The 14,435-nt window shown below is 49.9% G+C and carries 11 protein-coding genes; 1 reads left to right on the forward strand and 10 read right to left on the reverse strand.

What is annotated here, in order from left to right:
- Positions 1–63: 63 nt before the first annotated feature.
- From ihfB to ansB, 10 genes are all read right to left on the reverse strand, one after another.
- Entirely contained in the window at positions 64–348 is a 285-nt protein-coding gene (gene ihfB, locus ACLQ7H_RS22395) for an integration host factor subunit beta (RefSeq protein WP_114191982.1), read from the reverse strand.
- Between the two features lie 60 nt (positions 349–408).
- A complete protein-coding gene (rpsA, locus tag ACLQ7H_RS22400) occupies positions 409–2,082 on the reverse strand; it encodes a 30S ribosomal protein S1 (RefSeq protein ID WP_411754558.1) in 1,674 nt (557 codons plus the stop codon).
- A 191-nt stretch (positions 2,083–2,273) separates the two neighbouring features.
- Positions 2,274–2,963, reverse strand: coding sequence for a (d)CMP kinase (gene cmk / locus ACLQ7H_RS22405; RefSeq protein ID WP_411754559.1), 690 nt, complete (start codon positions 2,961–2,963; stop codon positions 2,274–2,276).
- 281 nt (positions 2,964–3,244) lie between these two features.
- Positions 3,245–4,531 carry a 3-phosphoshikimate 1-carboxyvinyltransferase gene (gene aroA, locus ACLQ7H_RS22410; protein WP_411754560.1) on the reverse strand — a complete coding sequence of 429 codons (1,287 nt, stop codon included), beginning with the start codon at positions 4,529–4,531 and terminating at the stop codon, positions 3,245–3,247.
- A 116-nt stretch (positions 4,532–4,647) separates the two neighbouring features.
- A complete protein-coding gene (serC, locus tag ACLQ7H_RS22415) occupies positions 4,648–5,733 on the reverse strand; it encodes a 3-phosphoserine/phosphohydroxythreonine transaminase (protein WP_411754561.1) in 1,086 nt (361 codons plus the stop codon).
- 247 nt (positions 5,734–5,980) lie between these two features.
- Complete coding sequence (locus ACLQ7H_RS22420) at positions 5,981–6,673, reverse strand: DUF421 domain-containing protein (RefSeq protein WP_411754562.1); 693 nt, start codon at positions 6,671–6,673, stop codon at positions 5,981–5,983.
- 275 nt (positions 6,674–6,948) lie between these two features.
- On the reverse strand, positions 6,949–7,461 hold the full coding sequence (locus ACLQ7H_RS22425) for a hypothetical protein (protein WP_411754563.1): 513 nt from the start codon (positions 7,459–7,461) through the stop codon (positions 6,949–6,951).
- A complete protein-coding gene (locus ACLQ7H_RS22430; protein ID WP_411754564.1) occupies positions 7,458–9,764 on the reverse strand; it encodes a hypothetical protein in 2,307 nt (768 codons plus the stop codon). The genes ACLQ7H_RS22425 and ACLQ7H_RS22430 overlap by 4 nt, the downstream gene beginning before the upstream one ends.
- An 80-nt stretch (positions 9,765–9,844) precedes the next feature.
- Positions 9,845–10,690, reverse strand: a complete 846-nt coding sequence (locus tag ACLQ7H_RS22435; protein WP_411754565.1) for a type VI secretion system baseplate subunit TssF — start codon at positions 10,688–10,690, stop codon at positions 9,845–9,847.
- A gap of 365 nt (positions 10,691–11,055) precedes the next feature.
- Entirely contained in the window at positions 11,056–12,102 is a 1,047-nt protein-coding gene (gene ansB, locus ACLQ7H_RS22440) for an L-asparaginase 2 (RefSeq protein ID WP_411754566.1), read from the reverse strand.
- Between the two features lie 148 nt (positions 12,103–12,250).
- Here ansB and ycaO point away from each other — a divergent pair, with 148 nt between their 5' ends.
- Complete coding sequence (gene ycaO / locus ACLQ7H_RS22445) at positions 12,251–14,014, forward strand: 30S ribosomal protein S12 methylthiotransferase accessory factor YcaO (protein ID WP_411754567.1); 1,764 nt, start codon at positions 12,251–12,253, stop codon at positions 14,012–14,014.
- Positions 14,015–14,435 lie beyond the last annotated feature (421 nt).

Here is a 14,435-nt window from a genome sequence, read left to right on the forward strand (position 1 = left end):
CCGTTCGTATTCTCTTAGGCAATAACACTATGTTAGGCAATAACACCATGCCCGGTTCACTACCTATGCATAGATGTTAGCGCGGTCACGCAATTCTTTACCTGGCTTGAAGTGAGGAACGTATTTACCGTCCAACTCAACTTTGTCACCAGTTTTCGGATTGCGTCCCACACGAGGAGCACGGTAGTGAAGAGAAAAACTGCCGAATCCACGGATCTCAATGCGCTCACCATCAGCCAATGTAGCAGCCATATGTTCAAGCATTTCTTTCACTGCATCCTCAACAGCCTTCGCTGGTATATGAGATTGCTGGCCAGCAAGTCTTTCAATAAGTTCAGACTTGGTCATAGTTCCTCCAAGCTTTGCAGCTAAACTACCGTATCGGGGCGACAGAGCCGCCCCCCGTCATTACTCGCCTTTTGCAGCTTTGAAAGCTTCAGCCATAGCGCTGGAGAAGTTGCTTTCTTCCGGTTTGTTGTTAACCGTTGCAATTGCATCTTTCTCATCAGCTTCGTCCTTAGCACGAACGGACAGGCTGACAACGCGGTTCTTACGATCAACACCGGTGAATTTCGCTTCAACTTCATCACCAACGTTCAGAACCAGAGTTGCGTCTTCAATGCGGTCGCGAGAAGCCTCTGAAGCACGCAGGTAACCTTCTACACCACCTGCTAATTCAACTGTAGCACCTTTAGCGTCAACTGCTGTGACTTTACCAGTAACAATTGCACCTTTCTTGTTCATAGACAGGTAGTTATTGAACGGGTCTTCAGCCAGTTGTTTCACGCCAAGGGAGATGCGCTCACGCTCTGCGTCAACTTGCAGAACAACAGCTGCGATTTCGTCGCCTTTTTTGTATTCACGTACTGCTTCTTCGCCTGCAACGTTCCAGGAGATGTCAGACAGGTGAACCAGGCCGTCGATGCCGCCATCCAGGCCGATGAAGATACCGAAGTCAGTAATAGACTTGATTTTACCTTCAACACGGTCGCCCTTGTTATGGGTTTCTGCAAACAGCTGCCATGGGTTAGATTTGCATTGTTTCAGACCCAGGGAGATACGACGACGCTCTTCGTCGATGTCCAGAACCATAACTTCCACTACGTCGCCAACGTTGACAACTTTTGACGGGTGGATGTTTTTGTTGGTCCAGTCCATTTCAGAAACGTGTACCAGACCTTCAACGCCTTCTTCGATTTCCACGAAGCAGCCGTAATCAGTCAGGTTGGTAACACGACCAGTCAGCTTGGTGCCTTCTGGGTAACGTTTAGCGATAGCAACCCATGGATCTTCGCCCAGTTGCTTCAGGCCCAGAGATACACGAGTACGCTCGCGGTCGAACTTCAGCACCTTAACAGTGATTTCGTCGCCCACGTTGACAATTTCGCTTGGGTGCTTAACGCGTTTCCAAGCCATGTCAGTGATGTGCAGCAGGCCGTCAACGCCGCCCAGATCCACGAATGCACCGTAGTCAGTGAGGTTCTTAACGATACCTTTAACTTCCATGCCTTCCTGCAGGTTTTCCAGCAGTTGATCGCGCTCTGCGCTGTTCTCGGATTCGATTACTGCACGACGAGAAACAACAACGTTGTTGCGCTTCTGATCCAGCTTGATGACTTTAAACTCAAGCTCTTTGCCTTCCAGGTGCAGAGTGTCGCGAACTGGACGCACGTCAACCAGGGAACCTGGCAGGAACGCACGAATACCGTTCAGCTCTACAGTGAAGCCACCCTTAACTTTGCCGTTGATAACACCGACGACAGTTTCAGCTTCTTCGTAAGCTTTTTCCAGCGTGATCCAAGCTTCGTGACGCTTAGCTTTCTCACGGGACAGCAGAGTTTCACCGAAGCCATCTTCAACAGCGTCCAGCGCAACGTCAACTTCGTCACCAACCTGGATTTCCAGCTCGCCCTGGGCGTTTTTGAATTGCTCAGCCGGGATGGCAGATTCAGATTTCAGACCGGCATCAACCAGTACGACATCTTTATCGATAGCAACTACAACGCCACGAACGATGGAACCCGGACGGGTTTCGATTGTTTTCAGGGATTCTTCAAAGAGTTGAGCGAAAGATTCAGTCATGTTTAATCTTCAGGGTTCTATAGTTTAACGTCCATTTAGCATCCCGCCGAATGGGGTTGTTTCACATACCTTGCCATTGGCTTCCTGCCGACAAGGTTTAGGTTACAGGGGTAAAATTTTACCCGATATATTCAGTTACTGCTATGCAGTACGATGACAAATATAACAAAAAGCTAAAAACGCCGCCGCGCTTATTGCTGCGGCAACGCCAAAACTTCATGTGCATATGCCAACGCCCGCTGGATCACTTCTTCGATCGACATGCTGGTAGAATCCAACACGAGAGCATCGAGAGCCGGTACCAGTGGCGCAATAGCCCGATTACGGTCACGGTCATCCCGTTCCTTTATCTCGGCTAAAAGACGTTCAAAGTTAACATTAAAGCCCTTTTCCTGCAACTGTAGCATGCGACGATGCGCGCGCTCTTCGGAACTGGCGTCAAGGAAAATTTTAACCGGCGCATCTGGGAACACCACCGTCCCCATATCACGGCCATCGGCAATCAGGCCCGGTGTCTCGCGAAATGCGCGTTGGCGGCGCAGCAGCGCCTCACGAACTCGTGGGAATGCAGCCGTTTGCGAAGCCGTATTGCCAACGGTTTCGGTGCGGATCTCATTACTGACGTCCTCACCTTCCAAAATAACCTGCAGCTTGCCGTCCTGAGCAACAAAGCGGACGTCGAGATGGGCGGCCAAGGGGACTAACGCCTCTTCAGAGGTGATATCCACCTGATGGTGCAACGCTGCCAGGGCCAGTACGCGATAAATCGCGCCGGAATCCAGCAAACGCCAACCAAGGGATTCTGCCAGCGCTTTGCACAGCGTGCCTTTGCCTGCACCACTTGGTCCATCAACGGTTATCACCGGAACTGTAGCCGTCATTTCTCTCTCCTTCAGGTAGAAACCTCACAGGAACACGCCTGCTCTCTGCCCGAGTAGGAGCAGATTCGGGGGCGTATTATACGCGTCTGTAGTGTTTACTGTTACCGAGAACTGTCTGGTTGTCGAAAATATGGGCACTATTGCGCAAAAAAGTATAGCGGGTATGCGGGAGAGCGACGTAAAGGCTACGTCGCTGGCAAAGTTTCACTCGCTGAGTGCGTACAAGAAGTGCAAGTAAAAAGGCCTCAGACGAGGCCAATTGACCAGGATAATGGGGAGGATTAAGCCAACTGGCTGATGCGCGCCAACTGCTCAAAATAGTCCGGGAAGGTCTTGGCGGTGCACTTCGGATCAAGAATGGTCACAGGCGTATCGGAGAGTGCCACCAGCGAGAAACACATCGCCATACGGTGATCGTTGTAGGTACCAATCTCGGCAAACTGCAGCTTGCCTGGCGGCACGACGTGAATGTAATCCTCACCTTCATCGACCTCTGCGCCAACTTTGCGCAGTTCTGTTGCCATCGCTGCCAGACGGTCGGTTTCTTTTACCCGCCAGTTGTAGATATTGCGGATGGTGGTTGGCCCGGTCGCGAACAGCGCGGTGGTGGCAATAGTCATCGCCGCATCTGGAATATGGTTCATATCCATATCGATGCCTTTGAGCTCGCCGCGGCTGCATTCGATAAAGTCATCGCCCCAGGTGATGCGCGCGCCCATTTTTTCCAGCACGTCGGCAAATTTGGTATCGCCTTGCACGCTTTTCTTACCGATACCGGTAACGCGTACGGTGCCGCCCTTAATCGCCGCAGCGGCCAGGAAATAGGATGCTGAAGAGGCATCCCCTTCCACCAGATAGTCGCCTGGCGAACGGTAAGTCTGCTGCCCACGGATATGGAACACGCGATAGTTATCATGCGTAACCTCGACACCGAAGGTTTTCATCAGGTGCAGGGTAATATCGATATAAGGTTTGGAAACCAGCTCACCCACAATATGGATAGCGGTGTCTTGGGCCGCTAACGGTGCCATCATCAGCAAGGCGGTCAGGAACTGGCTGGAAACGCTGCCGTCAACGCTGACGTCGCCGCCGCGAAAACCGCCACGCAGGCGCACTGGTGGATAATCGGTTTGTTCCAGATAATCGATTTGCGCACCGCCCTGGCGTAAGGCATCCACCAGATGGCCGATCGGGCGCTCTTTCATGCGCGGCTCACCGGTCAACACCACGTCGCCCTCTCCCAGGCACAGTGCCGCCGCTAACGGACGCATTGCCGTACCGGCATTACCGAGAAACAGCTCCAACGGTTGCGTGGCAACCAATGGGCCAGCGTTGCCCTCAACGGAACAGGTGGTGCGATCGTCAGAGAGTTGGTAATTCACCCCCAGCGCCTGCAAGGCATTCAGCATATGACGCACGTCGTCGCTGTCCAGCAGGTTGGTAAGCCGGGTCGTTCCCCGCGCCAGCGCAGCCAGTAGCAAAGCCCGATTGGATACGCTCTTGGAGCCGGGTAAGTTGACGGTGCCATCGACTAAAGCAACCGGTTGTAACGTCAGGGAATCCACCATGTGAACAAAACTCTCCAGAATCTGATAAACAAAACGGCCCCGGGATAATGCCGGAGCCGCTTTAATGCAAAAGGACAACAGCGGTACGACCGCCCGTTCAATGCGGGCGGTGGCTATCAACCATGGCGACGTTCAAAGTCGACCATAAAGTCGGTCAGAGTCTTCACGCCCGCCAACGGCATCGCATTATAGATGGAAGCACGCATGCCGCCAACTACACGGTGGCCCTTCAGCGCCTGCAGGCCAATGGCTTCTGCCTCGCTCAGGAACACTTTGTCCAGTGCGGCATCGGCAAGCTGGAACGGCACGTTCATCCAGGAGCGGTTGGCAACAGCCACGCGGCTACGGTAGAAGTCCGACTGATCGATAGTGCTATACAGCAACTCGGCCTTGGCCTGGTTGCGCTTTTGCATTTCCACCAGGCCGCCCTGCTCTTTCAGCCATTTGAAGACCAGACCAGACAGATACCAGGCGAAGGTTGGCGGCGTGTTGAACATCGAGTCGTTTTCTGCCAGCACGGTGTAGTCCAGGATCGACGGGACTTCACGGCGCGCTTTACCCAGCAGGTCATCACGCACGATCACCAGCGTCAGGCCTGCCGGACCAATGTTTTTCTGTGCGCCCGCATAGATAACGCCGAAACGGCTGACATCCAACGGACGGGAAAGGATGGTCGAAGAGTAATCGCCAATCACCACTTTATCACCAAAATCTGGCGTTTCATCAATGGCCACGCCGTCGATGGTTTCGTTCGGGCAATAGTGGACATAAGCCGCATTATCGCTCAGTTGCCACTCTTTCATCGGCTTGATGCCGCTTAAGCCGTCAACGGTGGTTTTAACGTCAATCACCTTAGGCTGGCAGTATTTTTCCGCTTCGGTGATCGCGCTGTGCGCCCAGTAGCCGCCATCGATATAGTCGGCAGTGGTGTTATCGCCCAACAGGTTCAGTGGCAGCGCGGCGAATTGCGCGCGGGCACCACCGTGGCAGAACAGCACTTTATAGTTGGCGGGGACTTTCAGCAGATCGCGCAGATCCTGTTCGGACTGTTCGGCGACGGCGATGAATTCTTTACTGCGATGGCTAATTTCCATCACCGAAGTGCCAAGACCGTGCCAGTTGCACAGCTCTTGTTCCGCACGACGCAACACTTCAACCGGCAGCATCGCCGGGCCTGAGCTAAAATTATAAACCTGAGTCATTTCCCCTCACCACATTCACTGTGCGCCGTAAAACCGGCTTTCGACATATGCCCGAGGTTAACGCTGATGTTAACCAACTCTATCGGTTTTATCACTCACGTAACCCGGCTGCAATGCTTATTGTTCCAAGGGCAGGAAACTGGCGAGACCGCAAATAACAGGCTCTGCGGCCTCTGGGTTTATTTGTGCCATAAAACGCTGTGACACTGGCGTATTCAGCGGGTTAACGCGGTTTTTTGTGCTGTATTCAGCTTACCCGGCTATGGGACAGTGCCGCGATCCATTTACGGTTGCCACAGCGTGGGCAGTCGTGTTCGGGTGATGGCCTCAAGGTGGAGATCAGGCTACACATGCCGCAGGCGTAATCGCCCTCCACATCAATCTCAACCACGCTTTTGACGCATTTTGCCGGTAACACCGGTAACCCGGGCCGTACCTGCTCATCCGGGTAGAAATATACCGATATAGTGCCGTTCACCTCTAGAATGGCCAATCTCACCTGCCCCAAGTGCTCAACACCGGCTTGACGGAGTTCCATAAAGAACTCATCGTGGGTGATATTTTCCCGGCACAGAATATCCCAATCGAACAGCCCCTCACTGACCAGAATCAACGGCTCGCCCTCCATCCAGGTCTGGAGTTTTTGAAAGCGATCCATCAGCCAGGTGGAAAAGCGGTACATCACCATGATGGAAACAAACACCATCAGCACCGGTAGCAAAGGAACATCGTGATAAAACGCGACGTCACCAGCGGCGGACCCCAGAGTCAGGATGATTAGCACTTCAAACAGCGACATTTGGCGTACACCGCGTCGCCCAGTCATTTTTAAGAAGATAAACACCAGCAAAAAAGTGAACAGGCAGCGTAGCGCCACCTCGGCCAGAAACTCTGGCGTGGTCTCGTCAAATGCCATTCTTTGGATATCAAATGCCTGCATGAAATCGTTCCTGCGTTATGGGGATCTCCTACAGCATAGTCGGGATCGTGGAGGCGGGGTTGCTGCCACATTCTCATACTTCTGGCAGATATCTTTATCAACAATAGATATCCGCCAGGGTTGGTTTTACTGTTGATGGATAGTGTAATTTAAACATCAGTCTCCAGTATGCGCTGGTTTATCACAGGCCCACACTGGACGAAAATGCCACACCGTGGCATCCATAGGGGAAGCATGGTTATCTGAAAATATCATTCAGATAACATATCTTTTAATCATTTCATATATGCTGTGGAATACCCAGTGAATTTACCCCCTTCTAAGATGAAGCAAAAATAACCACTTTTTATAGCTCTGTAAACAAGGATATCCCCCTCAATACATAACTTATTACTTTCTAAGTTAAAATTAATCTTACCATCTTCTATTGAATTCCTCCCAGAGTAAGTATCAATAGGCACAGGATATACTTCACCATTTAAACTATTTATCACCACAATTGAACGCTGATGGTATTTCTTACGTTCAGAGATTGATATTAATATGTAATCTTTAAAAAAATTTGGTGATTTCTCTGCAAGCGCCTTGTTAATTATTATTGTATGTCTATCATCACAGAAATTTACAGGACTGAAAGAAAAAGAACACCCGTCGCTATTTGGATAGTTTATTTTTATTTTAACCCCTCCGTCACCCAAAGCCTTGCGGCTGATACTTTCACCATTGGCACAAGCAAGATAGCCAATAAAGCAACAAACAAATACAAGTGACATCATGTTTACTTTCATTGTGGACTCCAAATTTCCAGTAACTTCTCTCTTAAACGAATCGTTGATTGCTGATTAGCAAAGTTAGCTGCTGATTCATAATAGGATAGAGTACCATCTGATACTCTTCCATCAGAAATAGTTTCACCAGATGGTGCTGCTATCGACGCCCACTCCTTTGCTGCAGCAAGCTGAGCTGCATTTAGTGTACCAACCCTTTCTTTGACAAAAAGCCCCAAAGCCCCTTGGCCTGCCTTATCAATGAGATATTCGCGAAAAACTCGCTCTTGCATTTCGGAGTCATATAATTCATCACCAGTCAATTTCATTTTTAACTTAGCGCTCCGGAGGGTTCTTATAACAGTTTGGTACTTTCCTGTCGCAAACATTCTATTTACATTCGTACCAGATAACGCATCAGTTTCTAAAATTTCATTTATAGTTTTTCCTGTGACGGTTCCTGGCGGTGGATTAACAAAAGAAAACCCAACTTTTCCACCATCAACCCCTTTTGTTCCGGTGTTATAAGATTCATAATTACCCTCTCCATGAGAAATAATATCACCAATCTCCCTGATAATTTTATCCAAATCTATAGTTATTGAAAGCATCCCCACCGGATGAAAATGCCATACCTTAGCATCCACCGGAAAACCATGCTTTCCTGCCACGTCATCCCACCACAGCAACTTTTTAATGCGCTGTTCCTTTTCTGCCTGCCAAGGTGCTAATTCTATCTCCAGACGTTTTTTATAAGCCTCTGCTGTTTCAGCTTCACTCTGGGGCAGACAGAGATATTTTTTCAGCATTTCATCCAATTGATGCCATTTGCTCAGTGCCTTATCCGCAAACCACTCGCTCTCATAATTCACAATCAGATGAGAGAATTGCTGTGATAGCCAAGGGTATCTCAGCGCCGTTTTTAAATTTTCCGCCTTCAGTAGGCCAGTATCTTCTTGCTCCTCACTGTCAGCGACTTGCCGCATCGTACCACCTAGAATTTTATACAGCGCTTGCATTAGTTCAGTCCGATCAGCAGGATCTAAACGCAACCGGTGGTTACGCTCCAACTCCTGTGCGGGGGTGGCGGTTTCCTGTAGAGTATGAAACAAGGGCCATTCCCACGGATGATGGCGAGTGACCGCCGGGGCAGCGCATTTTACCCATCCTTCCACTTCGGCAAAACTGTCCGTGCCGATCACACTGTCTTTGTTACCGGTTTTCAGTTGCCACCAAAACGAGCCTTCAGCGTCACTTGCCCAATGTTCTGTCTCTTCAATTTCGCTTTTAGCAAAAACCTGCTCAAAATAGACCTTGCCGGCCTGTTTATTATCCATCTGTAATGGATGTTTCATCCAGGCAGATATCCTCTGATTTGGATCGATTTTTTTCCCCTTGGCATCCAGTTTATTGGCCTCAATCCAATAAGAGGCACTGTCATTCTCCGGTGTAAAATGTATTTCCCTCAGAGGATGAGTCTTGTCAGGGGAGACTGTCGTAACTCGAGCTCCCAAGCGGTTTAAACATTCACCGTAGAAAAACACCTTATCAGGGACTTCCATCAGATCGATATTCAACGCATCTGCAACAGATTGTTTATGCTCCGCACCGATCGTGTATTCTGCTTTAATCGGTTTTCTACTTAAAGAACGATAAGCACTTAAATATTTTTTATCAATAACACCGATCCGTTGCTTTTTGACTTCCAACCATTTCCCTTTCGCTCTGGACTCTGCCACTTTGGCAACCTGAACGTCGGTGGCAATCTCTTTCTCCGCCGTTGAGGCGTGGTACAATACAGCATCACGGTTGACTTTAAGCAGCGCTTTTTTATCCTCTATTTGTTGCACTGCCCGTGTCTTGGTAAGTTCTATAAAGGCAGGCATCTCTTCTGGAGTAAAGACTTCGAGATGAACCAGTAACGGGCTATCCATTGTCTGCTCGGCAGCACTTAGGCCCTGATATATTCCCGGATACCCCATTAACTCTCCCGCCTTAACGGGGTAAGGTATTTCCAGCACCTTCACCTCATCCATTATCAGGGGCTTAACCACCGCCTTTAAGTGAGTTAAATCAATCCAGCCCTGTAAGTTACCGTCATCATCTTTGGGCAATGACGGATAAACTTTACCAACGAGCAGTTTGTCGATTTTGCCCCACTTACCTTTTTTATCGCCAATCTGTATTTTTGCACCACGGGGTAACAGACTTAATAACAGCTTGTCCGCTTTCTCCGGTTTGGCATAAACCGGCTGACCTACTACCCCAGCATCACTATCGGGAAGCTTTTCTACCTTATACTGATTGCCTGCTACTTGGGTCATTTCACTAGGAAAGACATAAAAACCCACCATACTGTCGGTATTAGGCGGGATGTTAAGGGCTTCGCCCTCATCAATGCTGTCTAATTTATACCAACCATTATTATTTTTATGTTTTCTCCAATGGTAATGACTGTCCCTTTGGGCAGTATGGCTAACTTGGTCGTATTAGAACCATTCTGCCTAACAAAGCAGCCCCGTATCTTCTCTTTCGCCCGCTCAGCCACCTCAAACTCAATGCAATCCCCCCAATAGGCAGGACGTGGCAATTCGCCGTTGGCGTCATAAAAAGGCCAGTGACATAAGTGCATGTAGAGGCTGTAAAACGTCAGTGTATGTGTTTCAGATGGGGGCGTTTCTGGTTTGATTTCCTCATTGGTCTGCGCTAGCGAGGCCTGTTCCTGGCTTGGTGTTTGCCCCGGAGTCGGAGAAGCCGCAGTTACCGGTGTTTGCTCTGCCGGAGCCTGTTCTTGATTTTGCTCTTGCCCATTAGCAGGTGTTGTAGGAGCCGTTGGTGACTCGCGGCCGATCAATGTTAGCGGTTCAATATGTAGCTCATGACAGGTCTGAAAGGTAGTAGTGTGATCGTCATACTCTGCAAATATCTGGCTTTGCCTCGGTACATCTGTTGCATTATCAATACCACCGTTCTTAGGGGAAAACTGGATAACCGAGGTTGATGGAATTGGGCGCAGCGGCAATGGCCAGACGCCAGCAAGCAGGTTGTGGGTTATTTCAGGAAAATCATCCCTGATTTTTTGCCGTACACGCGCCGTTAAAACGGTAAATCCTTCCACTAATCGTGCCATATCGGGATCGCGTGAATTGGGCAAAAAATTCAATAGATGAGGAGCACCCTTAGCCTGATATTCAGCCAACTGCTGTAGGTAGTCTGATTCATCTCGAAACAAGTCTTCAAATGATTCCATTCATTATTTCCATAGATGACATTACGCCATATTAACTTGATGGATATGACATAAGAAAACCTGGTCAATAACGAAAGCATGCAAAGGAAAACTGATTATTCACTTAAACAATAACTGCATATTGATTCATGCATTTTTATAATTAATTAGAAAAGCCAATTGCTTATGCTACATAAAAAAATCTCCGAGTACCAGTTGGAATTCATTATTGGTCATAAAAATTGCCAACTAATAAACAATAAGCGTTATTGCTTTGCGTTAATATTTCAACTAAGAATTATCCATTTAATGGATAATAAGTTGGCGCACTCTACCCCGTCCCCTTGGGAAAACGGGGGCATGAAGCCCCCGCGCGAACCTAGGAATTAATACTGATTAAACATAGCCTGGATCTGTTTGGCGTCTTTGGTTTGAGTTAATGCCAGCTGTAGCAAAATTCTCGCTTTTTGCGGATTCAGCGTTCCGGCAGCCACAAAACCGAGTTTAGTATCATCCACTTCCGCATCTTCGGTGGTTGAACCGGTAGGCACACGGGAGGAACGCACTACCGCCACGCCGTTATGAGCCGCCGTGGCCAGCGTATCAAACACGGTTTTATACAGGTTGCCGTTACCCACCCCGGCGCTGACGATCCCTTGATAACCTTCGGCAATCAGCGCCTTGGCTGGCGCATCGGAAGCGTTGGCATAGTTATAGATAATACCAACCTTCGGCAGCGTGCTCATCTGGTCGACGTTAAACGGCGTTTCGCTGGTGTGCTTGCGCTGTGGCGAACGTTGGTAGTCGATTTTGCCGTTGTGGATATACCCCAACGGGCCAAAGTTAGGCGACTGGAAAGTCTGTACGCCGGTGGTATTGGTTTTGGTCACGTCGCGGCCATCAAGCACCGTATCATTCATCACCACCAGCACGCCACGCTTGGCCGATTGAGGGTCGGCAGCCGTGACAACCGCGTTGTACAGGTTAAATGGGCCATCGGCGCTCATGGCCGTTGCCGGACGCATCGCCCCGACAATGACCACCGGTTTTTCGCACTTGACGGTGAGATCCAGGAAATAGGCAGTCTCCTCCAGCGTGTCGGTACCGTGGGTGATCACGAAGCCATCGGTTTTGGCGCAGTCCGCGTTAATTTTCTTGACCAGCTTGAGCCAGACCTCGTCATTCATATCCTGGGAACCGATGTTGACCACCTGCTCGCCCTGCACGCTGGCAACCTTTTTCAATTCCGGCACGGCATCCACCAACGCCTCAACGCCCAGTTTACCTGCGGTGTAGTTGGATTTGGTTGCCGAGTCTCCGCCACCAGCGATAGTGCCGCCGGTGGCCAGCAAGGTGATATTAGGTAACGCCAGTGCCGAACCGCAAGCCCCGGCCAACAGTAATGCCAATACGCTAAGTTTTACTGATTTCATTATGTTTCTCCGTTATTGATAACCCGCTGAATTATCGTCTTTATCCACAAAATAACTGTGACATCTGATCGGCTTTAGGAATACGTGGAGCTTAAGAGTAAAACCCCGTATCATTGCGCGTTTTTAGTACGCCACATAAGTGAAGACAATGACGCAAACTTTTATTCCTGGCAAAGACGCTGCGCTGGAAGACTCCATCGCCCGTTTTCAGCAGAAATTAACCGATCTGGGTTTCAATATCGAAGAAGCCTCGTGGCTGAATCCGGTGCCACACGTCTGGTCAGTGCATATCCGCGATCGCGATTGCCCGCTGTGCTTCACCAACGGCAAGGGTGCCAGCAAAAAGGCCGCGCTGGCTTCCGCGCTGGGCGAGTATTTCGAGCGCCTGTCGACCAACTATTTCTTCGCCGATTTCTATTTGGGCCAACAGATTGCCGAAGGCGATTTCGTTCACTATCCCAATGAAAAATGGTTCCCGATCCCGGCCGACAACTCGCTGCCACAAGGTATCCTGGATGAGCGCACCCACGCCTTCTACGATCCGGAACAGGAGTTGACTGCCCGCGATCTGATCGATCTGCAGTCTGGCAATAGCGATCGTGGCATCTGCGCCCTACCCTTCTCCCGCCAGTCGGATCAGCAGACCGTCTATATTCCAATGAACATCATCGGCAACTTGTATGTGTCCAACGGCATGTCCGCTGGCAATACGGCCAACGAAGCGCGGGTTCAGGGCCTTTCCGAAGTGTTCGAACGCTATGTGAAAAACCGCATCATCGCCGAGTCCATCAGCCTGCCGGAAATCCCGAGCGAAGTGCTGAACCGCTATCCAGGCGTAGTTGAGGCGATCGCCAAGCTGGAGGCCGAAGGCTTCCCGATCCTCTCTTATGACGCTTCGTTAGGCGGTAACTATCCGGTGATCTGCGTGGTGTTGTTCAACCCCGCCAACGGCACTTGCTTTGCCTCCTTTGGCGCTCACCCCGATTTCGGGGTCGCACTGGAGCGTACCGTTACCGAGCTATTGCAAGGGCGCGGCTTAAAAGATCTGGATGTGTTTACCGCCCCGACCTTCGATGACGAAGAAGTGGCCGAGCACGCCAACCTGGAAACTCACTTCATCGATTCCAGCGGTTTGATCTCCTGGGATATGTTCAAACAGGATGCCGACTATCCGTTTGTCGACTGGAGCTTCAGCGGCAGTACGCAGGAAGAGTTCGCCACCCTGATGAGCATCTTTAATAAAGAAGATGCCGAAGTGTACATCGCCGATTACGAACACCTGGACGTTTACGCCTGCCGCATCATCGTACCGGGGATGTCCGACATCTATCCCGCAGAAGATCTGCTGCTGGCAAACAACAGCATGGGCGCACACCTGCGCGAAACCCTACTGCAACTGCCAGGCAGCGAGTTGGAGCCGGAAGAGTATCTGGCACTGATCCAGCAGTTGGATGATGAAGGGTTAGACGACTTTACCCGCGTACGCGAACTGTTGGGCATTGCGTCAGGTAAAGACAACGCCTGGTACACCCTGCGCGTTGGCGAACTGAAATCCATGCTGGCACTAGCCGGTGGCGATCTCGAACAGGCGCTGATCTGGGCCGAGTGGACGCAGGAGTTCAACGCCTCGCTGTTTACCCCTGAGCGCAGCAACTACTATCGTTGCCTGCAGACGTTGCTGCTGTTGGCGTTGGAGCCAGAACGCGACCCTGCCCAATATCATACGGCCTTCGTGAAGATGTATGGCCAGGACGCGGTTGATGCGGCCTCTGCGGCCATGAGCGGCGAAGAGCGCTTCAACGGTCTGTTTGCCATCGACAGTGAATTGAAAGCTCTACCAGCGCATCAAGCGCTGTTGGCGGCTTACGAAAAACTGCAAACCGCCAAACGCCGTCATTGGGCGCAGGCATAAGCCTGATTGATACGCCGGTAGAACGTTACCGGCGTTACTCCCAAAGAAGCAGCCTTGATGCGATCGTCGATCAAAAAACAGGCAAACCCTAGTGTTGAATGTTTTTATAAAAAAGCGCACTTATCGGCCAACAGGATAATTAAACCGCCAATTGTTACGCCAGCGTGAAATATTAATTACCCATTAATTAACGTTCATTCATTAAAAAGCGACAATAAGTACAAAAATTTAACTCTTCTCAGCCCAAAGCGCCGTTAACTTCAAAATTTTTTGTAAACATTAAAAAATATTTTTTACATAAAAATCAACAATATAACTCAATAAACCCTACTGATTTTGCGGTTTTAAGCCGTTTTACTTCCGCGCGTTATGATCCAAGTCAATTTTTACCCTATACTGCTTTGCTAGTATCTCAGTGTGT

Origin of the sequence: Serratia sp. (in: enterobacteria) (genome assembly GCF_046715635.1) — a bacterium.
In the GTDB taxonomy this organism is placed as follows: Bacteria; Pseudomonadota; Gammaproteobacteria; order Enterobacterales; family Enterobacteriaceae; genus Chania.

Coding starts and splice junctions, on each gene's coding strand:
- ihfB (WP_114191982.1), bottom strand. CDS start 348: ATGACCAAGTCTGAACTTATTGAAAGACTTGCTGGCCAGCAATCTCAT.
- rpsA (WP_411754558.1), bottom strand. CDS start 2,082: ATGACTGAATCTTTCGCTCAACTCTTTGAAGAATCCCTGAAAACAATC.
- cmk (WP_411754559.1), bottom strand. CDS start 2,963: ATGACGGCTACAGTTCCGGTGATAACCGTTGATGGACCAAGTGGTGCA.
- aroA (WP_411754560.1), bottom strand. CDS start 4,531: ATGGTGGATTCCCTGACGTTACAACCGGTTGCTTTAGTCGATGGCACC.
- serC (WP_411754561.1), bottom strand. CDS start 5,733: ATGACTCAGGTTTATAATTTTAGCTCAGGCCCGGCGATGCTGCCGGTT.
- ACLQ7H_RS22420 (WP_411754562.1), bottom strand. CDS start 6,673: ATGCAGGCATTTGATATCCAAAGAATGGCATTTGACGAGACCACGCCA.
- ACLQ7H_RS22425 (WP_411754563.1), bottom strand. CDS start 7,461: ATGAAAGTAAACATGATGTCACTTGTATTTGTTTGTTGCTTTATTGGC.
- ACLQ7H_RS22430 (WP_411754564.1), bottom strand. CDS start 9,764: ATGACCCAAGTAGCAGGCAATCAGTATAAGGTAGAAAAGCTTCCCGAT.
- ACLQ7H_RS22435 (WP_411754565.1), bottom strand. CDS start 10,690: ATGGAATCATTTGAAGACTTGTTTCGAGATGAATCAGACTACCTACAG.
- ansB (WP_411754566.1), bottom strand. CDS start 12,102: ATGAAATCAGTAAAACTTAGCGTATTGGCATTACTGTTGGCCGGGGCT.
- ycaO (WP_411754567.1), top strand. CDS start 12,251: ATGACGCAAACTTTTATTCCTGGCAAAGACGCTGCGCTGGAAGACTCC.